Here is a 21,583-nt window from a genome sequence, read left to right as displayed (position 1 = left end):
AAGTGCCGCTGCTTTGCCTATAATGCAATAGATCGGTTGGCCCGGATTTTTGTTAGCGGGTCGCAAACATCAGGTGAATAGCGACATCTATGAAAGCATCTCTCCAGTTAAAGATGGGTCAGCAGCTGACCATGACACCCCAGTTGCAGCAGGCCATTCGTCTGTTACAACTGTCCACACTGGATCTGCAACAAGAAATTCAAGAAGCACTTGATTCGAATCCAATGCTCGAAAGCGAAGAGCATGGTCCGGACGATATCCCTGCGGAAAACTCCAGCGACAATAATTCGGAAGCGGCCAGTAATGACTCGGCAGAGCTGAATGAATACAGTGCAAACGCCAGCGACAGCAATAGCAATGACGTAGCTGAAACGATGGATGAAGTCAGTACTCCGGACAATCAGGAAGTCACTGATCACCTGTCGAACGAACAGCTGCCTGAAGATTTACCGATGGACAGCAACTGGGATGACACCTATCAACCCAGTGCCGGCGTTTCTTCCAGTGCCGGTCCGGCGGATGATGATTTTGATTATGACTCCCGCCACGCAACCACCGACGATCTGCAAGACCACTTACTGTGGCAATTAAACCTGACACCCATGACCGACACAGACCGCGAAATCGCTCTGATGTTTATTGATGGTGTTGATAGCGACGGCTACCTGCATACCAGCGTCGAAGACATTCTCGAGAGTATGGATCCGGAGCTGGAAGTCGAAGAGGACGAGGTTAAAGTTGTACTGCGTCGTCTGCAGCAATTTGATCCGGCCGGTGTTTTCTGTCGCGATCTGCGTGAGTGTTTATTGCTGCAATTAGCCCAGCTGCCAACCGACACCCCGTGGCTGAAAGAAGCGCAACTGGTGATCGGTGATTACATCGATATGCTGGGCAGCAAAGATTATCCAACCCTGATGCGCAAAACCAAGCTGAAAGAAGACAGCCTGAAAGCGGTTCTGCGTCTTGTTAAAGAATTAAATCCGAAGCCGGGAGCTGGCATTTCACCAGACCAGGCGGAATACGTTGTTCCGGATGTGATTGTACGCAATATCCGTGATGAATGGCGGGTTGAGCTGAACCCGGATATCGCGCCGAAACTGCGCGTTAATGAAAGTTATGCTTCTTTGGTAAAACGCTCAGACAACAGCGCTGATAATACCTTTATCAAAGATCACCTTCAGGAAGCCCGCTGGTTTATCAAGAGCCTGCAAAGCCGTAATGATACTTTGCTGAAAGTCGCCACCAAGATTGTTGAATATCAGATCGAATTCTTCGAAGAAGGCGAAGAGAAAATGAAGCCGCTGGTATTACACGATATTGCTGAAGCGGTTGGCATGCATGAATCGACCATCTCCCGGGTTACCACTCAAAAGTATATGCACACACCGCGTGGTATTTTTGAGCTGAAATATTTCTTCTCCAGTCACGTCAGCACCGATAGTGGTGGTGAGTGCTCCTCGACTGCAATCCGCGCCATGATTAAGAAGCTGATTGCCGAAGAGAACCAGCGTAAGCCTCTGAGTGACAATAAAATTGCAGCGATGTTAGGCGAGAAGGGGATTAAAGTTGCGCGTCGTACCGTGGCTAAATACCGCGAAGCGATGCAGATCCCACCTTCCAACGAACGTAAACAGCTGATTTAATTGCAGCTGAAAAACACCTCAGACAATGAAGAAGGAGTCTGAACTATGCAGATTAATGTGAGCGGCCATCACGTTGAGATTACGGAAGCAATGCAAGCCCACGTGGAAGAAAAAATGGGCAAGATCACCCGTCATTTTGACCATGTAACCAAAGCTCAGGTGACGTTAACCGTCGAAAAAGACGAGCGCCATCACGCCGAAGCAACCATCCACGTCAGTGGTGCTGATATGAATGCCAGCGCTGACAGCGATGATATGTATGCCGCTATCGACGCTATGATCGATAAGCTGGATCGTCAGGTACTTAAGCACAAAGAAAAACTGGTAGCCCGTAATCACGGTCACTGAGTTTCAGCAGTAAGGTCTTATCATGAGCTCTGGTATTGGCGATATCCTAAGCGTTGAATGTGCGGAAATTGATGTATCGGTTTCCAGTAAGAAAAAATTACTGGAATATCTGGGGCAACAAATTTCCAGACAATTGCCCGCCAGCACGGCGGACGATATTTTTGAGCGGTTACTCAATCGTGAACGCTTAGGAAGCACTGGCATTGGTGAAGGAATTGCGATTCCGCACTGCCGCTTACCGGCGTGTGATAAGGCCTTCGGTGTATTATTACGGCTGGAGCAAGCCATCGACTACGATGCGATTGACCGTCAGCCGGTTGATCTGGTGTTTGCATTGTTAGTGCCGGAAGAGGCAACGGACGAGCACTTGCAAGTGCTGTCGATGCTGGCGCGCAACTTCAGTGAAGCAGAATTCCGCCAGGCGTTACGAAATGCGCCAGACAGTAAACAACTTTATCAACGAGCTTTAAAAGCTATCTGAGCATAATTCATACTCAGGCAATAAATAGCTGCTATACCTGAACTATTCGTCGTAATCGGGTCTGAGTACTCAGGCTCAACATAAGGGAACTTTCATGCGTTTAGTTGTGATTAGTGGACGTTCTGGCTCTGGAAAGTCCAGTGCTTTGCACGTACTTGAGGATCTTGGCTTTTATTGTATCGATAACCTGCCGATTGGATTGCTCGACGACCTGGTGATGGAGACCCATCATGAAGAGCGTCTGGCTAAAGTTGCCGTGAGTGTTGATGCCCGGAATCTGGCTCATACCTTTGAGCAGATACAGGAAGTCCTGCACAGTCTCCCGAAAGAAGAATATCAGTTAGACGTGGTGTATCTGGATGCGGCTGACGACGTGTTATTGCAGCGTTTCAGTGCGACCCGTCGTAAACATCCTCTGACCAGCGACTCCGTTTCTCTCGCTGAAGCCATTGAAAAAGAAAAAGCATTACTCGACCCGATTGTGAATATCGCCGACCTGACGCTGGATACCACCAGTATGTCAGTACACGAGCTGCGTTCTCTGATTAAAAAGCGTGTTGCCGACAAAACTGACGATGACATCGCGATTCTGTTCGAATCCTTTGGTTTTAAGTACGGCATTCCGAAGGATGCTGATTATGTATTTGATGTACGTAATCTGCCGAACCCTTATTGGGACCCTCAATTGCGTCAGTACACCGGCCAGGATCAGGAAATTCAGGACTTCCTCAGCTCCAAAGAAGAAGTTCAGAAAATGAAAACGGATATTGCCAATTTTGTGGGCAACTGGCTGCCAGCATTTATTGATGCCAATCGCAGTTATATGACCATTGCTATTGGTTGTACCGGTGGGCAGCATCGCTCGGTATTTGTTGCTGAACGGCTTACAGAGCAGTTCCGCCAGTTGTTTGCTAATGTTCAGGTACGTCACAGAGAATTAGGGTTTATCGAATAACCCTGCAATGAAGGAAAAGAGAGTTCGGGAATGATCTGCCGCGAAATTACTATCATCAACAAGCTGGGGTTACATGCCCGTGCTGCTGCTAAGCTGGTTTCTACGGCTTCTGCCTTTTCCAGCCAGATTAAAGTGGGCTACAAAGACCGTATGGTTGATGGCAAAAGTATCATGGCGGTGATGATGTTAGCGGCCAGCAAAGGCACCGATATCGAGCTGCATGCCGATGGCAGTGATTCTGAAGCAGCCATTGATGCCTTGGTTGATCTGATTAATCGCCGTTTTGACGAAGACGAATAATTCCCCCTAAATCAAATCACTACAAAGATTTTTGCGAGTAGTTTCATGGTCTCGCAGAGACATTCAGGCTAGAATTCAAAGTATCCCTCCGCAATCACCCTTCCGGTTTATCACGGGCAGGTTGATTGTATCCATTCACCCGCTCAGAGTTTGATCATGGCGCAGCAGACGGAAAAGGCAAAAGCTAAGTTACACAGCCTCACCGCCGCACTGGAAAGTGGTGCGCTGGCGAAAGTTCGTCGCATGCTCAATTCAATGGCGCCGGTGGATATCGCTCACCTGATTGAAGCTTCCCCTCCAAAGGCGCGGAAGATTCTCTGGGAGCTGGTTGATAAAGACTCTGAGGGTGAAGTTCTTCAACACTTGAGCGACGAGCTGCAAAGCCACTTCTTAAGTGACATGAGTGCCGAGGAAGTTGCTGACGTAACCGCTGACCTCGACACCGATGATGTTGCTGACATTCTGCAGCAATTACCCGAGCGGGTTACGCAGCAGGTTCTGCGTTCGATGGACCAGCAGGATCGTTCGCGCATTGAAACGATTCTGGAATACCCGGAGGACAGTGCCGGTGGTCTGATGAACACCGACACCGTCACGATTCGTCCGGATATCACTCTGGAAGCGACGCTGCGTTATTTACGTCGGCATAAAACGCTGCCGGATATGACCGATAACCTGCTGGTGGTTAACCGTCAGAATGAATTTATTGGTGTTCTGCCAATCAATAAGCTTTTGGTCAGCGACCCGAACCAAACCGTTCGGGAAGTCATGAATACCGACAGCAAAATTATTCACGCTGACCAGCATGAAACGGAAGTGGCGAAAGTCTTCGAACGTCACGATCTGGTATCGGCTCCGGTCGTGGATGCCGAGGGTATTTTGCTCGGCCGTATCACCATTGACGATGTGGTCGACGTTATCCGCGAAACCGCTGATCATTCATTGATGAGCATGGCAGGTCTGGATGAAGAAGAAGATACCTTTGCCCCCGCCATGAAAACCAGTCGCCGTCGTGCAGTCTGGCTTGGTATTAATTTAATCACCGCCTTTATTGCCTCGGCTGTGATTGGTTTGTTCGATAAAACCATTGAGCAGGTCGTGGCGCTCGCGGTATTAATGCCCATCGTTGCCAGTATGGGTGGTATCGCCGGTAGCCAGGTATTAACACTGGTGATCCGTGGTCAGGCGCTCGGTCATTTAAGTGGTGCAAACTTCCGCTGGTTATTTAATCGGGAATTGGTGGTCGCCGGAATTAATGGCGTGCTCTGGGCCATCGTGATTGCCCTGATTACTCTGGTCTGGTTTGAAGATCCGATCATCGCCAGCATTATTGGCGCAGCTATTATTATTAATTTATTTGTTGCTGCGATTAGCGGCGCAGCATTACCCCTGATTCTTAAAGCTCAGGGAATTGATCCGGCGTTGGCCGGTTCGGTAATTCTGACAACCGTCACTGACGTAGTTGGCTTCCTTTCTTTCCTTGGTCTGGCGACTATTTTTTATCTGTAACGCCAGCCTACTGTTATCCGGATATCATCATGGCTAGAAAAAAAGATTCGTTCGACGAAGAAGAAATCGAATACGAAATCGTCAGTAAAACTGAAATGAAACGTGAGATGGATCGTCTGCAGGAATTGGGCAAACGTCTGACGGAATTAAATGCCAACCAATGGCAAACGCTGACGATCAAGGAAGTGTTGCTGGATGCACTGGTTGAAAGTAAGCGTCTGAAGCATAACGAAGCTAAGCGTCGTCATCTGCAATATATCGGTAAGCTGATGCGCGATGAAGATGTGGAGCTGGTGCAGCATCAGGTTGATCTGTTGGATCCTTCCAGTGAAGCTTTCGGACGCCGTGTCGGCCAGATGGAAAGGTGGCGCGAACGTTTGGTGAAAGACGCCAAGGCGATGAATGCTTTTATCGATGAATATCCGCATGTGGATCGTCAGCATTTGCGCAATCTGGTGCGTAATGCCAGTAAGGAAATGAGCTCCGAGCCACCGAAGCCGGGTGCAGGCTATAAGAAGTTGTTTCAGTTTATTAAGGAAACGATGCTTTAAACTCCTGAGCTTTAGCTATGGCAGGAATATTTTTCTTCCGCCGGATCAGTGGGCCATCCCTGGCCCTTGATCCTACCGCAACATCCTGTTGCTGCTCTCGAAAAACACTCTCTGCTCATAGCCACTAAAAAGTAGTTACAGCCCACCCAGAGTCAGTTTGGCCGGATCCAGCAGGCGCTCTAACTCTTCGCGCGACAGATCGGTATTCTCCAGCGCTACATCAATCACAGGGCGACCTTCTTTATAGGCCTGCTTGGCAATTTCAGCCGCTTTTAAATAACCAATGATTGGGTTCAGAGCCGTAACCAGAATCGGGTTGCGCGACAGAGCCTGCTTCAGGCTGTCTTCGTTCACTTTAAAGCTGCTGATGGCTTTGTCTGCCAGCAGGCGAGACACGTTAGCAATCAGCTCGATGCTTTCCAACAGGTTGCGGGCAACCAGTGGCAGCATCACGTTCAGCTCAAAGTTACCCGACTGACCAGCAACGGTGATGGTGGTGTCGTTACCCATAACCTGAGCCGCAACCATGGCAGTGGCTTCCGGGATAACCGGGTTTACTTTCCCCGGCATGATGGAAGAACCCGGCTGCAGTGCTTCCAGCTCAATTTCGCTCAGACCAGCCAGTGGGCCTGAGTTCATCCAGCGCAGGTCGTTGGCGATTTTCATCAGCGAAACCGCTGTCATTTTCAGCTGACCCGATACAGATACTGCGATGTCCTGGGTGCCGATGTGGGTGAACAGGTTAGCGGCTTTAGTGAATTTCACGCCGGTCAGCTCGGTCAGTTCCTGGTTAAACTTCTCAGCGAAATCTTCGTGCGCGTTAATACCTGTGCCAACCGCAGTACCGCCTTGCGCCAGGCTTTGAAGCATTGGCAGGGTGTTTTTGATGGCTTCAATGTTCTGATCAATCTGAGTCGCCCAGCTCAGTAAGCTCTGTTCCATACGCACAGGCATCGCATCCATCAGATGGGTGCGGCCGGTTTTGATCTGATCTTTCAGCGTTGCCGCTTTGGCTTTGATGGCGTCGGCCAGGTAAGTCAGTGCAGGAATCAGCTTCTCATTAATTTCCAGAGCTGCACTGATGTGAATGCTGGATGGAATAATATCGTTACTGCTCTGGCCATAGTTTACGTGGTCATTTGGAGAAACTGGCTCGGCAGCCGTGCGGGTTGCCAGCGTAGCCAGTACCTCGTTAGCGTTCATGTTCGAGCTGGTACCGGAGCCGGTCTGGAACACGTCGACCGGGAAGTGTTTCATGTAACCGTCTTCGCCCAATACTTCATCAACCGCTTTGCAAATAGCCGCACCGGTATCGGCGCTCAGCAGTTCCAGCTTGGTGTTTGCTTGTGCCGCTGCTTTTTTTGCCAACAATAAAGCACGGATAAACGGCTGAGGCATACTCTGGCCGCTGACCGGGAAGTTGTTGATCGCGCGCTGAGTCTGAGCGGCATATAGAGCATTTTCAGCCACTTCCAGTTCGCCCATGCTGTCGCGTTCAATACGTGTGGTCATAAGAATTCCTTAATCGATTCTGGTTAATAAATTGAAATTAATGGGACTGTGAAAAATTGGGTGTGAAGTAATGAGAAAGGGTGCTGACTTCCTGTAATAACTGGCGCAGTTCCAGAGCCTGCCGATCACTTTGCACCAAACGTTGCAGGCAGCTGAGTGGTCTAATCAGGTTATCAAGGCACAATGCCCGCCAGTGAGCCGGGTTGAGTTCGTCCGTAAATGTATCGAGTAACAGTTCAACTGAGGATTTATAGCGCAGCCATTGCTGCTCGCTATCACAGTGAATACATTCGCTTTCTTCGAGGTTAAACCACGTCATTAACAGGCAGGGGTTATCAGGTTCCTGAGCATGGCGGATCTTGTTGCGCAGTTGCCTGGCAAAAGGAGTAATGTCGTCGTCTGCTGTGCTTTTTTCAGGTTCCATCGGGCACACCTTTAGATAGATCTAAATGATAATTGATCGTATTTATATGGCGTGGCGCTGTAATAGTCAAGTAAGGCGAAAGTCTGGAGCAGAATAACGAGCGATGTGAATACTGAATTTCTGTGGGAGTAAGTTTGGAGAATTGTTCGGAAAAGTGCAGCTTAGAGGGAGACTGTGAAAGAGTGTTGTAAAGAGGCTTATTAAGAAGGGCGGTAGTGTTTCCCGGAAACAATACAGCCACCCATAGGTGGCTGTATTGTCTTGCTGTGAAGAACTTGCTCAGAATTAGAGTAAAATCTTCAGTTCTTCGATTACCGGCGGGTTTTTCTCCGCTAACGCTTCCAGCACAGGTTTGTGCAATCGACGTTTATGTTCAGCAAAGATAGGGCGGCTTTTGCTAAAGGTTTTAGCAAACTCCAGTGCACCTTGTTGCAGCGCTTCAACCGAGTCGAAAGTTTTGTCGATGAAAGTGGCATCTGCCATTTCATCGGCACTCATCTTACGGCCAGTCAGAATCATATCGTTAAACTTATGCTTTGGCACAGCCTTCAGAATGACGTCGATTAAACCCGGCACAAATGGGATATTCATATCCACTTCCGGGAAACACACGTAACCACGATCCGAACGCATAAAACGGAAATCACAGGCGGCTGCGATCACAATACCGTTGCCAAAGGTGTGGCCGTTAATCGCGGCGATAATTGGCATCGGGTATTGCATCATCAGGGTGTAGATTTCATCCATGGTGGATAAAAACGCTTTAACGTCGTCGCGCTTACCGCCCTGAACACTGGTCATCAGCCACATTACATCAATGCCCTGGCTCCAGTTCTTTTCATCACTGGAAGTCAGAATTAATGCCTTGTTGGATTTTTCCGCTTCTACGTCTTTCAGCAGCGCCAACAGTTCCTGAGCGAACTCCAGGTTGTTGGCGTTTTTGCCATTATCCATCGAGATAATGGCAACTTTTCCTTCGTTTTTAAGGCTCAGTAATGACATCGGCAATTACTCGTCTTCTAAACCAGCCAGCGGTGGCACTGTACCGCGAACATAAGCTTCTGGTTCCTGTACAAATAAATCCGGCATTAAATCGGTTTTATCGCTTTCCGGGTTGGCGCGGAATTGGTCAAAGTCCGTTACGCCTTCACTGCGCAGAAACTCTTCATCAATCAGCAGCTGACCAGTGACTTCACGATCGGCTTTTTGCAGCAGAGCATAAGCGGCATCGGCCATAATTTTTGGACCACGGGCGCGGTCGAAAGATTGTTTACCACCAAACGAGGTAGCATCCGTGTGAATGACAGTACGTGGCCAAAGAGCGTTCACCGCGATACCGTAACGCTTAAATTCGTCCGACATACCCAGAGTCAGCATCGACATACCGTATTTGGTTAAGGTGTATGGCGAGTGATTACGCAGCCAGCGGCGATCCAGATCCAGTGGCGGACACAGGCTTAAAATATGACCTTGTTCGGATTTTTTCAGATGTGGCAATGCTTTCTGGCTTAGCAGGAACACTGCACGGAAGTTCACCTGCATCATCAGGTCGAGTTTTTTCAGAGGCGTCATTTCAACACCGGCTAACGCAATAGCACCAGCGTTGTTAATGATCACATCGATACCACCAAAACGCTCAACGGTTTTGGCAATCAGGTTATCCACATCTTCTTCGGAACGAACATCAACTTTAACCGCTAATGCCTGGCCGCCGGCTTCTTCTACTTCTTTGGCAACGCTGTGGATGGTGCCTTTTAGTTTTGGATGTGGCTCGTCAGACTTGGCCGCAATCACAATGTTGGCGCCATCACGGGCGCAGGTCAGCGCAATTTCACGACCGATACCACGGCTGGCGCCGGTAATAATAATGGTTTTGTTGTTTAAGTTAGCCATTGTGTTTACCTGTTCTTTCAAGTCGCGCAAAGCAACTTATCGAGTAATTATTAAGGGTGAGGGATGTATTGCTTTTGAAAGCAGCAACAGGATGTTGCGGTAGCATAGCAGGCACAGGGATGTGCCTTCTATGCGGCGGCAAAAAGTAATACGTTCGTTACCCGTTTTATTCTGATTCTTCTAACTGAATTAATAACTGACGACCTTTAACCTGATCACCTTCATTAACCAGTACTTCTTTAACTGTGCCGCTAACGCCTGCTTTTAACGGGTGCTCCATCTTCATCGCTTCCAGCACGGCCAGGGTTTGCCCTTGTTCAACCTGCTGACCGTCTTCGACCAGTACTGCGATCATGGCGCCGTCCATCGAAGCACGAACCTGATCGGAACCACCGGCCTGAGCGCTGGCAGAAATCAGAGTAACGTCACGCAGGAATAAGTTACCGCGGGTGGTATCGATCCAGCATTCATTTTCGGCAGACTGAACGAAGCTGATGGTTTTCTGTATGCCATCTAACTCATAACGCAGCTGGTGGCTGTCACGGGAAATCGTGCGTAGCGAGAAGCTTTCTTCAGTTGAGACCAGTTTTACATTAATTAAACCGCGATCAGCTCGATCCTGCTGAATTTCAACTTCTATCACATCGTCGTTATGAGCAATCTTACCGAAACGAATGCCCAGCGCATTGTTATGGAAACCGTCTGGTGCATTCAGAATTAACGCGGCCAGTGCAATATCTTCTGGCTGTGCCTTTAACGGCTGCATGCAATCCGAAGCTTCCATATGTTCGGCAATAAATGCCGTGGTTGCTTCGCCAGCAATAAACTCAGGATGTTTTAAACAGTCCGCCAGGAAAGCACGGTTATCCTGAATGCCCAATAAGCTGGAATCTTCTACCAGACGTACCAGGCGGCGGCGGGATTGTTCGCGGTTATCACCAAAGCTGATTAATTTCGCCAGCATGGGATCGTAGTGTGGCGTTACCGTTTGGCCTTGTTTGATTCCGCTGTCGATACGTAAACCGTCTTCAGCGTCTGCTGGATTCCACAGCAATAGCTCACCGGTTTGCGGTACAAAGTTATTAGCAGGATCTTCGGCGTATAAACGCACTTCCATAGCATGGCCGTTTAACTGGATATCGTCCTGGGTTAAACCCAGTGGTTCTCCAGCGGCAACCTGTAATTGCAGCGCTACCAAATCCAGACCGGTAATTAATTCAGTTACCGGGTGCTCTACTTGTAAACGAGTATTCATTTCCAGGAAGTAGAAATTCTTTTCACTGTCGACCAGAAACTCTACGGTACCCGCGCCGCGGTAATTACAGCTTTTCGCTGCGGCAACGGCGGCTTCACCCATGGTTTTACGCAGGTCTTCATCAACAAATGGGGACGGTGCTTCTTCAACCACTTTCTGGTGACGACGTTGTACCGAGCAATCACGCTCACCCAGATAAATAGTATTGCCGAAGGTATCGGCAAACACCTGAATTTCGATATGACGCGGTTGCATCACGGCTTTTTCGATAATTAATTCACCGCTGCCAAAAGCATTTTGTGCTTCCGAGCGGGCAGAGCGAATATGTTCGTCCAGCGTGTCAGCATCCGTCACCAGACGCATACCACGGCCACCGCCACCGGCGCTGGCTTTTAACATCACAGGCATGCCAATTTCTAACGCTGCTTTTTTCAGTACGTCATCAGATTGATCTGCACCTTCGTAGCCAGGGATACAAGGCACACCAGCTTCAATCATGGCTATTTTAGACTGGCGTTTGCTTCCCATTAATTCGATAGCGGAAGCGGTTGGGCCAATAAATACAATACCGGCTTTTTCTGCAGCCTGAGAAAACTCAGAATTTTCTGATAAAAAACCGTAACCCGGGTGAATAGCATCTGCGCCGGTTTTAGCTGCTGCGGCTAAAATTTTATCAGCACATAAATAACTTTCACCAACCGCTGCCGGACCAATACAAACGGCTTCATCAGCAGCCTGTACATGAGGCGCTTCCCGGTCTGCTTCGGAGAATACCGCAACGGTACGGTAACCTTGTGCTTTAGCGGTGCGGATAACACGCGCGGAAATTTCACCACGGTTTGCAACTAGTACTTTATTAAACATCTTCAGAAGCCCAATTCGGTTTACGTTTTTCCATAAAGGCTTTGGCGCCTTCACGCCCTTCGCTGACCACGGCTGCGGCAAAATCATCGGCAGCCTGATCTAATAATTCTGTGACAGTTTTACCATTTTCTGTATCGACGCTGTTATTTACAGCGTGCAGCAACGCCTTGGTATTGGCCGTTGCTTGCGGCGCACATTTCAGTGCCGACTTGATACCTTGCTGAATCAGTTCTTGTTGTTGCTCAGCAGAGTCGGCCAGCTGGTGGATTAAACCTAAGTTTAACGCTTCGGCTGCACCAATTTTCTGGCCCAGCAGGGCTAAACGACGTGCTTGTGTCATACCAATACGTTTCACCACAAACGGAGCAATTTGTGCTGGAATAATTCCGAGAGACGTTTCTGGTAAAGCAAAACGAGCGCTGCTATCTGCTACGGCATAATCGCTGACACACGCCAGACCAAAACCACCGCCCATTACTGCGCCTTTTAATGAACAGATCACGACAGCTGGTAACTGGTCAGCTGTTTCGATCATGTGACCAAATGCGCGGTTAAAATCGCGCAGTTTTTGTGAGTCACCACCGGCGTTTTGCATATCTTTAATATCGCCACCGGCGCAGAAGTGATCGCCAGCACCTTCAATTAATAACACCCGGTGGCCGCTGTTTTTTACAGCTTCCATCACGGCAACTAATTCCGTGACCATTTCCAGGCTCATAGCATTTGCCAGCTTTGGACGATTCAGGCGTACCGTCAGCAGTGGTTGCTGATCGATAATTTCCAGCGTATTAAAGTTTTGTGTTAGCTCGGTCATGACTTTACCAATTCTAAGGTTTCCACCTGCGGTGAGAGTTATTACGCCAACACGCCGTTAATACATCCCTGTAGGCTCGTTGCCACCATCCATGGCGCCAGCGGTTGTCTTAAATAACTCTCCCAGCAGGTTGAGTAATCGATAACAGTGATTCGATTTAACTGAAGCCAGGCTTTGATGCCAAGGATGGCATCAGAGAGCTACAGGGAAGTACTTGTGCGTCCTGGTAAAGTTGAATCGAATCACTGTTATTGTTTATGGGTTACTTCGCACGAGTAGGCAAAATACCCATATATTTGCAAATAATGCCCAGCATAATTTCATCGGCACCACCGCCAATGGAACCCAGACGATTATCACGGTAGAAACGTGCAACCACGTTGTCCCACATAAAGCCCATACCACCCCAGTACTGCATACAGGCATCGGTAACTTCACGAGATAAACGACCAGATTTTAATTTCGCCATAGAAGCCAGGCGCGTCATATCTTCCTTATTCAAATAACCTTCGCAGGCTTGATAAACCATGCAACGTAACGATTCAATTTCAGTTTGCAATTCAGCTAAACGGAAATGAACTACCTGATTATTAAGAACTGGCTGGCCAAACGTGTGACGCTCGCGGGTGTATTCGATGGTGCTGTCGACACACACTTCCATCGCTTTCAGCGACATAGCGGCAACGTACATACGCTCTTCCTGGAATTGCATCATCTGCATCATAAAACCAGCGCCTTCGGAACCAATCAGGTTCTTCTGCGGTACACGTACATTGTCGAAGAAGATTTGCGCGGTATCAGAGGAACGCATGCCCAGCTTGTCCAGTTTCTCTGAGAAGCTAACGCCTTCCAGATCCAGAGGTACAACAATCAGAGATTTGTTTTTGTGGGCTTTGTCGTCAGAGGTGTTGGCTAACAGGCAAACAAAATCGGCCTGAGTGGAGTTGGTGATCCACATCTTTGTGCCGTTAATGATGTAGTCATCGCCGTCTTTTACTGCGGTGGTCTTAATGGCCGCAACGTCAGAACCTGCGCCCGGTTCACTTACACCAATACAGGCGACCATATCACCGGCAACTGCGGGTGCCAGGAAGGTTTCTTTTACATAGTCAGAACCAAAACGTGCCAGCGCCGGAGTTGCCATACAGGTTTGAACGCCAATCGCCATGGGTACGCCGCCACATAAAATGCCACCGAACTCTTCGGCTGCAGCCATTTCATAGGAGAAATCTAAGCCCATACCGCCAGCAGATTCCGGCTTACTGATACCCAGCAGGCCCAGGTCGCCCATCTTTTTGAACAGTTCTTTGGCCGGGAAAATACCTTCTTTTTCCCACTGCTCAACGTATGGATTAATTTCGTTTTCCACAAAATTGCGGACGGTACGTTTCAGCTCTTTATGTTCTTGTGTCAGGATCATGGTTTGCTCCGTTTTAGCTGGGTACTGCTATTTAAAATTTTTAAATTAAATTCGTTGTTTAAGTCTTAGAAACGCGCCACACCAAAGCTATTGGTCTGGATGCTGTTGTTCAAAGCGCGCTGCTTCTCTTTGTCACAAATATCTAACAGATGAATCATCAGTCGACGGGTATCACGTGGATCAATTAAACCGTCGTCCCACAGGCGTGCGGTCCCAAACAGGGAGGTCGAACCAGCATCCAGTTTTGCAGCGGTCATTTGCTCTAGCTGATCCAGTTGCTCCTGATTCGGTTCCATCCCCATTTTTAATTGCTTTTCTTCGGTCACAATACGCAGAACTTTACCGGCTTGCGCACCACCCATAACCGCAGTTTTGCTGTTCGGCCAGGCGAAAATAAAGCGAGGATCTAAGCCACGGCCACACATTGCGTAGTTACCGGCACCGTAAGAACCACCAACAACGATAGAAATTTTTGGCACAGTCGCATTGGCTACTGCCTGCAACATTTTTGAACCGTGTTTAATAATGCCGTTACGCTCGGATTCGGTACCCACCATAAAGCCGGTGGTGTTATGCAGGAATAACAGAGCGATATTGCTCTGGTTACACAGCTGAATAAATTGTGCAGCTTTGTTTGCACCTTTTGCAGTGATTGGGCCATTGTTACCAATAATGCCGCAGGCTTTACCACCAATATGGGTGAAACCACACACAGTCTGGTTATCGAACTCTGGTTTAAAGTCCTGGAATTTGGAGCCGTCAGCGATGCGGGCAACAATTTCACGTACGTCGTAAGGCGTTTTAGAATCCGCTGGTACCACACCAATTAATTCTTCTGGTGAGTACAGTGGCTTTTCAAATTGTGCCTCGTTTTGAACAGGTAGTTGTTCGTTCCATGGAATGGATTGCATCACTTCGCGAGCAATACGAATACCATCGGCATCGTCTTCCGCCAGATAATCTGCAGTACCAGCGTCCAGTGCGTGTAATTCTGCACCGCCTAACTCTTCGTCGGTGGCAATTTCACCGGTGGCTGCTTTAAGCAGGGGAGGACCAGCCAAAAACATCTTTGCTTTACCACGAACGGCAATGACGTAATCGGATAAACCCGGCTGGTAAGCACCACCGGCAGTAGCATTACCGTGAACAACGGTTACTTGTGGAATGCCCGCTGCACTTAAACGTGCCTGGTTAGCAAATGCCTGAGCACCCGGAACAAATACGTCAGTTGCGTAGTTCAGGTTAGCGCCGCCACTTTCTGCCAGGGTTACCAGTGGTAATTTGTTAGCACGGGCGATTTCCTGAATACGTAATGTCTTATCCAGGCCAGCAGGAGAAATAGTGCCGCCTTTAATGGCGCTGTTATTTACCTGAATCACACAACGAATTCCGGCGATATGACCCAGGCCTGCGATAATACCGCCGCCTGCTGCGCTGCCGTCTTTATCGTCGTGCATACGGAAGCCAGCCAGTGAGCACAGCTCGATAAATTCAGAGCCCGGATCTAATAACAAATTCAGGCGTTCGCGGGGTAATAACTTGCCGCGCTTATGAAATTTTTCCTGCGCCTGCTGAGCTTTTTCCAGCACTTTTTGTTCGATGCTACGAAACTCTTCCAGCGCCGCCAGCATGGCATCGCGGTTGGCCTGAAATTCAGAGCTGTTGCTATCAATATCTGAAGATAAATGAGTCATAAAAAGTTCACTTATTTATTAATTCGTTGTAAGCCGAGGTCGCTTTTGCGGCGATTTCTGCAGTCACTTTAACCGGCATATCCAGCAGTTGTTGGGCTGCGGCTTTACCTTGTGGATCAATACGTAGGCTGGCGATACCACCGCCACCTAACGCATTTTCCAGCAGCAGGTTGTAGGCATTTAAACCCGGCAGTTCGAACAGATTAGTGGCACTGCTCTGGTCATCTAATAAATGGCTTAAATATTCAGAAACAGCCTCCGAGCGTAATGCCTGCTGAATATAAGGTATGTATTCAGCTTCACGTGCCATTACACCAATATTGCAGTGATTACCTTTATCGCCACTGCGGGCAACCGCCAGATTAATCAGCGGTACTTCATCGGTTAGCGCAGCAATTTCGGCGTTATTTTCCGGATTAATTCGGGTCGTGGCTGCTTCCAGTTGGCTGTTGGTGTTGATGACAACATCCTGGCTCTGCTCAGACTTTATCAGCTTGATGCTGACAGGCACCTGATCTTTTGGCCACAGGAATGAGAATAAACGAATGCTTGGGCTTGGTTTCGGACGGCCACCAACCAAACCGGTAATGCCCGGCGCCATAGCCGTTGCTGCCTGAGCGATTTCACGGGCGAAAACCCCCAAAGCACGTTTATCGTCATGTTGTACCGAAATTTTTACGATGACCTCTCGACTGCTTGCACCAGCGGACTGGGCACCATAAGTGCTCTCGCTGCCAAGAATTTCGATGTTTTTATCTTTAAAGCCGTCGAATTTCTGCATATTCAGCAGGAAGCTAACGCGTTGAATAATTGCATCGGCAACAGACTGGCCTTTTTGCGCTGCTTCACGACCACCAATCATAAAAGTGGCGGTACAGCGGAAGCCGTCCATATAAGTGGCTGACACTTTATATTGATCGCTTGGAGCACGGCCTTTGGCGTTGCTGACTTTCACCTGGTTGTCGCCAACCTGTTCCAGATTAACCTGGCTGAAATCACAGCTAACGTCGGGCAATAAATAGTTTGCCGGATCGCCAATTTCGTACAACAGCTGTTCGCCAACGGTGTGAGTGGAAACCAGACCGCCGGTGTTATCCGGTTTGGAAACAATAAAACTGCCGTCCTCGGAGCATTCAACAATTGGGAAGCCCATATTGGCATAACCTGCAGAAACCAATTGCCAGTCGGTGAAGTTACCGCCGGTACATTGGGCGCCACATTCAATGATGTGACCTGCCAGAGAGCCTTGAGCCAGTTTGTCGTAGTCGGTGGCCTGCCAGCTGAACTCATGCATCAGTGGGCCAAGTACTACGGCAGAGTCGACACAACGACCGGTAATTACAATATCAGCCCCAGCGGCCAGCGCCTGGGCGACAGAAGGAGCTCCTAAATAAGCATTAACGCTCAGACATTTACCCGGCAGTTCGACACCGGAGAACATCTCGGTGACACCGGCTTCAGCGAACTGAGCCTGATTCATGGTCAGGTTATCGCCTTCAACCGCTGCGACGGTCAGGTCTAAACCTGCTTCATCGATCACAGCCTGCAGCGCCTGTGCACAACCAGATACGTTGATACCGCCAGCATTACTGGCAACCTTAATGCCTTGCTCGGCAATGGTTGGCAGCAATGGCTTCAGCACCTGGACAAAATCCGGGGCAAAACCCGCTTCCGGGTTCTTCAGGCGGGCACCGGCCATGATCGACATGGTGACCTCAGCCAGATAATCAAACACCAGATAATCCAGTTTGCCCTGATTCACCAGCTGGTGAGCGGCGGCGCCGGTATCACCCCAGAAGGCCGATGCACAGCCGATTCGAATGCTTTTGCTCATACCTGTTTCCCATCCCATTGGTTGACGATCGGGATTCTTCTTAATAACTGGTGAAACAGACTACCAAGCAAGCGCTTGGTTTGTAAATCCCTAATTCATGGTTACAATGAAACTAAACCGCCAATTGGTCGTGTTAACGCGCTTTAGTAAGTGATCACCAGCGCGCTTTGCGCGATAATCCGGCGGTTTTCTGGATAGTTAGTTGGAATAAACGAGATATGAGCTTAGTGCAGCAATTGATTGATCAGGGCCAGATTACTGACCCGAACAGCGCCAAAGGCCGGTTATTGGTTGCTGCCGCACGCCTGTTTAAAAACAAAGGTTATGAGCGTACGACTGTACGTGACCTGGCGGCTGAGATTGGCATTCAGTCGGGTAGCCTGTTTCACCACTACAAATCAAAAGAAGCCATTCTTCAGGCAGTGATGGAAGAAACCATCACGCTGAACACCGCTTTGATGCAGGAAGCCCTGGCTCAGGCGGATAACCCGCGCGATAAAGTGCTGGCGCTGGTTCGTTGTGAGCTGCAGTCGATTCTGGGTGAAACCGGCGAAGCTATGAGTGTATTGGTGTATGAATGGCGCTCATTAAAACCGGATAGCCAAAAGCATATTCTGGCATTGCGCGATGCCTATGAGCAGCTGTGGCTGGATACCTTAGAAGAGGCTCGCAAAGCAGGTATGGTTCAGATCGACGCCTTTATTCTGCGACGTTTCTTAACCGGCGCATTAAGCTGGACCACCAACTGGTATAAACCGGATGGCGAAATGACGCTGGAGCAGTTGGCGGAATATGCGCTTAGCCTGGCGGTAAAATAGTAAATCTGGTGGTGAAATAGCCTCAGAGTTTTGCGATAACCGACGAAAACTCTTCAAAGTCATTCAGGTGGTTTTTAACAACAGAGACCACAATATCGAGGTTTAATGCCTGATAATCGTGCACCGCGATATTTCTCAGGCCAACCATCCGTTTCAGCTTTTCTGATAGTCCGGCAGAGATAACTCCGGCTTTTTCTATTAATTCAAAACTATCTCGCGCTGATTGTGGAATGCCCAGGCGTTGCTGGCGAATCAGTACATTGCTGATATCAATACTGGCTTCACAAGCGCGCTGCTGGTTGAGAATCACGGAATCCTGCTTGGTGAAGTTGGTACGGAACCCGGACTCATCGCCATCGAATTCTTCATGAATGCGCTGCAGGCAACGTTGAATCGTTGAAAGTTTGTTTAGAACAACGTCATCCATGCTTGGATTCCTGAGTTAATTGTTGTTTGAAGTCGGAGATAATTGCAGCACGGCTCTCCTGAAGATTGCCGTACATGCTGAAGCTTTGCATTTCAAAAGCTGTTGCTGTGTTTTTATCGCCTGAAATCAGTCTGCCCTGATCAATAATCTGCATGCGCAGAACCGGGGATGCTTGCCTAAGGTCGATCAGGTCGACATCTTTACCAAGCTTACCAGCCAGCTGCTGAGCCAACTCCCAGCGCTCGATATTGTTAAGATGTTCAGGAAGTAATACGGCCAGGTCGTAGTCGCTATCCTGCCTTACTTGTCCATTCGCATGAGAGCCAAACAGGTAAATCAGCTCGGCCTTTGGCAGGAGCTGGATGATGTAATCACAGAGCTGTTGTGTATCTGATTGAGGCGCTGTCATATTGAGCCGCGAATATTTAAGAATGATCTTATCTTAGCAATAACCAGGCGCTGGCTGAAATGGATGTTTAATCGTGCCTGGCTATCTATTTCTCTTCATCCCTTAACGTCAGAATCTCAAAACCTTCTTCCGTCACCAGAATGGTGTGCTCCCACTGAGCAGACAGCTTTTTATCTTTGGTGATTACCGTCCAGCCATCTTTTTTAGTTTTGGTCTTAAAGGTGCCCTGATTAATCATTGGCTCGATGGTGAAGGTCATTCCCGGTTTAAGTTCCAACCCTGTTCCCTTTCTGCCGTAATGCATCACCTGAGGTTCTTCGTGCATTTCCCGGCCAATGCCATGGCCGCAATAATCACGCACCACGCTATAGCCTTGTTTCTCTACATGGCTCTGGATGGCAAAACCAATATCACCCAAACGGGCGCCGGGTTTTACCTGCTGGATGCCAGCCATCATGGCTTCATAGGTTGTCTTAACCAGTTTGCGGGCAGCGGGTGAGGCGTCTGGCATCACGTACATTTTGCTGGAATCGGCGATAAAACCGTTCTTCTCCAGAGTTATATCGATATTGACGATATCGCTGCTTTTTAACGGATGAGTGGTGTTGGGCATGCCGTGACACACCACTTCATTTACGGAGCTGTTGAGTGTGTAGGGATAATCGTATTGGCCTTTGCTGGCCGGGCGGGCGTTTAGCTCCTGGGTAATAAAACGATCGACTTCGTCGTTGATCGCCATGGTTGTAATCCCCGGCTTTATAAAGTCATCAAGCATGGCAAAAACCCGAGCTAATAAGCGCCCGGAGTCGCGCATTAATTCGATTTCTTTTGCAGATTTGATCGTTACCTGATTGGCTTGCATGTCATTTTCTCCAAAGAGTCAGGCGAGCTGCCTCAGGTCGAACTTTTCAGTATCGAGGTTCTGGGACTTCAGCTGTTGCTGAATAATCTGCTGGAAGGTCAGATCCGGATTCAGTTCGGCCAGCATGCCCATCTTAATCCAGAACTCCGCCTGGGAATTAATGGAACGCGACATAACGGCGCTCGATTTGCGGACCTCTTCATGCAGTTCGTCAGAGATTTTCAGAATGCCCATAAAACACCAATAACAAGTAAATATACGAAACGTATATGAATCGTATATTTCTCTATCTGGGTTGGCAAGTGTGTCAGAGGCACCTGCTGATGTGGTGCTCTGGAGGTGAGGAAGGCTAGAGTAATAAGTTGTCTTTAATCGGAACGTAGTGACTGGCGGCACTGATTAGCGAATCCGCTGTTAATTGCTCCACGCCATACACTTCCACGTGTGTATCGAACTTGTGTTGCATACGTTGCACCAGAATACCGAAGTCACCGTCGCCGGAAGCTAATACTACAGAGTCAGCTTCTGGTGCGTATTCCATCGCATCTAACGTGATGCCGACATCCCAATCGCCTTTGGAGGTGCCATCAGCACGCTGAATATAGGGTTTGAGCTTTACCTGAAAGCCAATCGCCCGAAGAATATTCTGAAACTGTTTTTGTTTCTCGTCGCCCCGATCGACAGCGTAAGCGATGGCTTTAACCACTTCGCGCTGTGTTCCGTCCGCACTGTGAGTTGCCATTTTCCAAAACTGGTTATAGTCGAAGTTGCGGCCAAAGCCCTGGCGGCAGGTGTAATAAATGTTTTGCACGTCGACCAGAATAACGACTTTTTCGGTGGGCATAGTTTTTCTCTGAATAGGTAGAATGCTATCGGAATTCTTTCAGCCGCCGCGCCGAAGGGCCATCCCTGGCCCTGCCGCGCTACCGCAACATCCTGTTGCTGCTATTGAAAGAACACACGATAGCATTCCATCATCTAAGGGGTTTAACACTTAACTTTCGCGCGATTATTCACATCGCGGCTGGAGCGTATTAATTCATCTCCGGCAAAACTTAAATCCGCTTTGGCTACGCGATCATATAAAACAATATTTACCGTCGCTGCCAGATTCAAACAGCCAACTGTTGGTAGATAAACAACTTCATCAGCCTGATCGATAATGCCCTGACTGATGTTTCCATCTTCCGGGCCAAAAATATAATGGGCGTTTTCCGGGTGTTTGAAATCAGGTAAGCAGGTTGCACCTTCTACCAGTTCGACGCACACAATTCTGGCATCAGGGTCAGCACATTCAATTAGCGATTCCACGCCTTCGAGCAGAATTTTATCGCTCATATTACGGGTGTCAGTGCTGAATTTAGCCGCAATGTCGTAGCGCTTTCCGGTGTAATACACCTCGTCGGCCTGAAAGCAGCCAGCCGCTCGCATCACAGAGCCGACATTGGATGGGCTTTTCGGGTTGGTTAAACCGATGGTGATTTTAGCTTTGCTCATAATTAGCCTGGAAAATCTGATGGCAATAAAAAGCCCCGAAAGTTGAGACCGTCGGGGCTTGGTAATGGCAGGG

23 protein-coding genes are annotated in these 21,583 nt (G+C 48.8%); 8 read left to right on the top strand and 15 right to left on the bottom strand.

The window, feature by feature from the left end; all coding sequences use genetic code 11:
- Positions 1 to 89: 89 nt before the first annotated feature.
- The 7 genes from ACOQOZ_RS12190 to yjgA all read left to right on the top strand — a co-directional run bounded on the left by ACOQOZ_RS12190 (position 90) and on the right by yjgA (position 5,787).
- Positions 90 to 1,643 carry an RNA polymerase factor sigma-54 gene (locus ACOQOZ_RS12190; protein ID WP_420588441.1) on the top strand — a complete coding sequence of 518 codons (1,554 nt, stop codon included), beginning with the start codon at positions 90 to 92 and terminating at the stop codon, positions 1,641 to 1,643.
- 45 nt (positions 1,644 to 1,688) lie between these two features.
- A complete protein-coding gene (hpf, locus tag ACOQOZ_RS12185; protein ID WP_420588440.1) occupies positions 1,689 to 1,991 on the top strand; it encodes a ribosome hibernation-promoting factor, HPF/YfiA family in 303 nt (100 codons plus the stop codon).
- A gap of 22 nt (positions 1,992 to 2,013) precedes the next feature.
- Positions 2,014 to 2,472 carry a PTS IIA-like nitrogen regulatory protein PtsN gene (ptsN, locus tag ACOQOZ_RS12180; RefSeq protein ID WP_420588439.1) on the top strand — a complete coding sequence of 153 codons (459 nt, stop codon included), beginning with the start codon at positions 2,014 to 2,016 and terminating at the stop codon, positions 2,470 to 2,472.
- Between the two features lie 94 nt (positions 2,473 to 2,566).
- Positions 2,567 to 3,427: an RNase adapter RapZ gene (gene rapZ, locus ACOQOZ_RS12175; protein ID WP_420588438.1), complete on the top strand. Its 861-nt coding sequence runs from the start codon at positions 2,567 to 2,569 to the stop codon at positions 3,425 to 3,427.
- A 30-nt stretch (positions 3,428 to 3,457) separates the two neighbouring features.
- The gene (locus ACOQOZ_RS12170; protein ID WP_420588437.1) at positions 3,458 to 3,727 is read left to right on the top strand and encodes an HPr family phosphocarrier protein; all 270 of its coding nucleotides are present in this window, start codon (positions 3,458 to 3,460) and stop codon (positions 3,725 to 3,727) included.
- A gap of 156 nt (positions 3,728 to 3,883) precedes the next feature.
- The gene (gene mgtE / locus ACOQOZ_RS12165; RefSeq protein ID WP_420588436.1) at positions 3,884 to 5,236 is read left to right on the top strand and encodes a magnesium transporter; all 1,353 of its coding nucleotides are present in this window, start codon (positions 3,884 to 3,886) and stop codon (positions 5,234 to 5,236) included.
- Between the two features lie 29 nt (positions 5,237 to 5,265).
- Positions 5,266 to 5,787, top strand: a complete 522-nt coding sequence (gene yjgA, locus ACOQOZ_RS12160) for a ribosome biogenesis factor YjgA (protein WP_420588435.1) — start codon at positions 5,266 to 5,268, stop codon at positions 5,785 to 5,787.
- Positions 5,788 to 5,922: 135 nt separating this feature from the next.
- Here the strand turns inward: yjgA and ACOQOZ_RS12155 are convergent, their stop codons facing one another.
- The 9 genes from ACOQOZ_RS12155 to ACOQOZ_RS12115 form a co-directional block, all read right to left on the bottom strand.
- Positions 5,923 to 7,299: a class II fumarate hydratase gene (locus ACOQOZ_RS12155; RefSeq protein ID WP_420588434.1), complete on the bottom strand. Its 1,377-nt coding sequence runs from the start codon at positions 7,297 to 7,299 to the stop codon at positions 5,923 to 5,925.
- Positions 7,300 to 7,336: 37 nt separating this feature from the next.
- Positions 7,337 to 7,723 carry a hypothetical protein gene (locus ACOQOZ_RS12150; protein ID WP_420588433.1) on the bottom strand — a complete coding sequence of 129 codons (387 nt, stop codon included), beginning with the start codon at positions 7,721 to 7,723 and terminating at the stop codon, positions 7,337 to 7,339.
- A gap of 285 nt (positions 7,724 to 8,008) precedes the next feature.
- Positions 8,009 to 8,725, bottom strand: a complete 717-nt coding sequence (locus tag ACOQOZ_RS12145; RefSeq protein ID WP_420588432.1) for an enoyl-CoA hydratase/isomerase family protein — start codon at positions 8,723 to 8,725, stop codon at positions 8,009 to 8,011.
- Between the two features lie 6 nt (positions 8,726 to 8,731).
- Positions 8,732 to 9,616: an SDR family oxidoreductase gene (locus ACOQOZ_RS12140; protein WP_420588431.1), complete on the bottom strand. Its 885-nt coding sequence runs from the start codon at positions 9,614 to 9,616 to the stop codon at positions 8,732 to 8,734.
- Positions 9,617 to 9,782: 166 nt separating this feature from the next.
- Entirely contained in the window at positions 9,783 to 11,735 is a 1,953-nt protein-coding gene (locus ACOQOZ_RS12135) for an acetyl/propionyl/methylcrotonyl-CoA carboxylase subunit alpha (RefSeq protein ID WP_420588430.1), read from the bottom strand.
- On the bottom strand, positions 11,728 to 12,549 hold the full coding sequence (locus tag ACOQOZ_RS12130) for an enoyl-CoA hydratase/isomerase family protein (protein WP_420588429.1): 822 nt from the start codon (positions 12,547 to 12,549) through the stop codon (positions 11,728 to 11,730). Before ACOQOZ_RS12130 ends, ACOQOZ_RS12135 begins: the two co-directional genes overlap by 8 nt.
- Positions 12,550 to 12,811: 262 nt before the next feature.
- Entirely contained in the window at positions 12,812 to 13,969 is a 1,158-nt protein-coding gene (locus tag ACOQOZ_RS12125) for an acyl-CoA dehydrogenase family protein (protein ID WP_420588428.1), read from the bottom strand.
- A 65-nt stretch (positions 13,970 to 14,034) separates the two neighbouring features.
- Positions 14,035 to 15,663, bottom strand: coding sequence for an acyl-CoA carboxylase subunit beta (locus ACOQOZ_RS12120; protein ID WP_420588427.1), 1,629 nt, complete (start codon positions 15,661 to 15,663; stop codon positions 14,035 to 14,037).
- A 7-nt stretch (positions 15,664 to 15,670) separates the two neighbouring features.
- Positions 15,671 to 17,497: an acyclic terpene utilization AtuA family protein gene (locus tag ACOQOZ_RS12115; protein ID WP_420588426.1), complete on the bottom strand. Its 1,827-nt coding sequence runs from the start codon at positions 17,495 to 17,497 to the stop codon at positions 15,671 to 15,673.
- A 218-nt stretch (positions 17,498 to 17,715) separates the two neighbouring features.
- Between ACOQOZ_RS12115 and ACOQOZ_RS12110 the strand changes: the two genes are divergently transcribed.
- Positions 17,716 to 18,315 carry a TetR/AcrR family transcriptional regulator gene (locus tag ACOQOZ_RS12110; protein ID WP_420588425.1) on the top strand — a complete coding sequence of 200 codons (600 nt, stop codon included), beginning with the start codon at positions 17,716 to 17,718 and terminating at the stop codon, positions 18,313 to 18,315.
- A 22-nt stretch (positions 18,316 to 18,337) separates the two neighbouring features.
- On the opposite strand, the gene hepT is transcribed toward ACOQOZ_RS12110, so the two are convergent.
- The 6 genes from hepT to ACOQOZ_RS12080 form a co-directional block, all read right to left on the bottom strand.
- Positions 18,338 to 18,742: a type VII toxin-antitoxin system HepT family RNase toxin gene (hepT, locus tag ACOQOZ_RS12105; protein WP_420588424.1), complete on the bottom strand. Its 405-nt coding sequence runs from the start codon at positions 18,740 to 18,742 to the stop codon at positions 18,338 to 18,340.
- A complete protein-coding gene (mntA, locus tag ACOQOZ_RS12100) occupies positions 18,735 to 19,151 on the bottom strand; it encodes a type VII toxin-antitoxin system MntA family adenylyltransferase antitoxin (protein ID WP_420588423.1) in 417 nt (138 codons plus the stop codon). Before mntA ends, hepT begins: the two co-directional genes overlap by 8 nt.
- 85 nt (positions 19,152 to 19,236) lie before the next feature.
- Positions 19,237 to 20,013 carry a type I methionyl aminopeptidase gene (map, locus tag ACOQOZ_RS12095; RefSeq protein WP_420588422.1) on the bottom strand — a complete coding sequence of 259 codons (777 nt, stop codon included), beginning with the start codon at positions 20,011 to 20,013 and terminating at the stop codon, positions 19,237 to 19,239.
- Between the two features lie 18 nt (positions 20,014 to 20,031).
- On the bottom strand, positions 20,032 to 20,247 hold the full coding sequence (locus ACOQOZ_RS12090; RefSeq protein WP_420588421.1) for a ParD-like family protein: 216 nt from the start codon (positions 20,245 to 20,247) through the stop codon (positions 20,032 to 20,034).
- Between the two features lie 115 nt (positions 20,248 to 20,362).
- Complete coding sequence (locus ACOQOZ_RS12085; protein ID WP_420588420.1) at positions 20,363 to 20,857, bottom strand: NYN domain-containing protein; 495 nt, start codon at positions 20,855 to 20,857, stop codon at positions 20,363 to 20,365.
- Positions 20,858 to 21,000: 143 nt separating this feature from the next.
- On the bottom strand, positions 21,001 to 21,510 hold the full coding sequence (locus tag ACOQOZ_RS12080) for an RNA methyltransferase (RefSeq protein ID WP_420588419.1): 510 nt from the start codon (positions 21,508 to 21,510) through the stop codon (positions 21,001 to 21,003).
- Between the last annotated feature and the right edge of the window lie 73 nt (positions 21,511 to 21,583).

The sequence above is a fragment of the Bacterioplanoides sp. genome, from assembly GCF_965219715.1.
Taxonomy (GTDB): Bacteria; Pseudomonadota; Gammaproteobacteria; order Pseudomonadales; family Oceanobacteraceae; genus Bacterioplanoides.
Note: the sequence above shows the minus strand (reverse complement) of the source record. Positions and strands in the feature narration are given on the sequence as shown.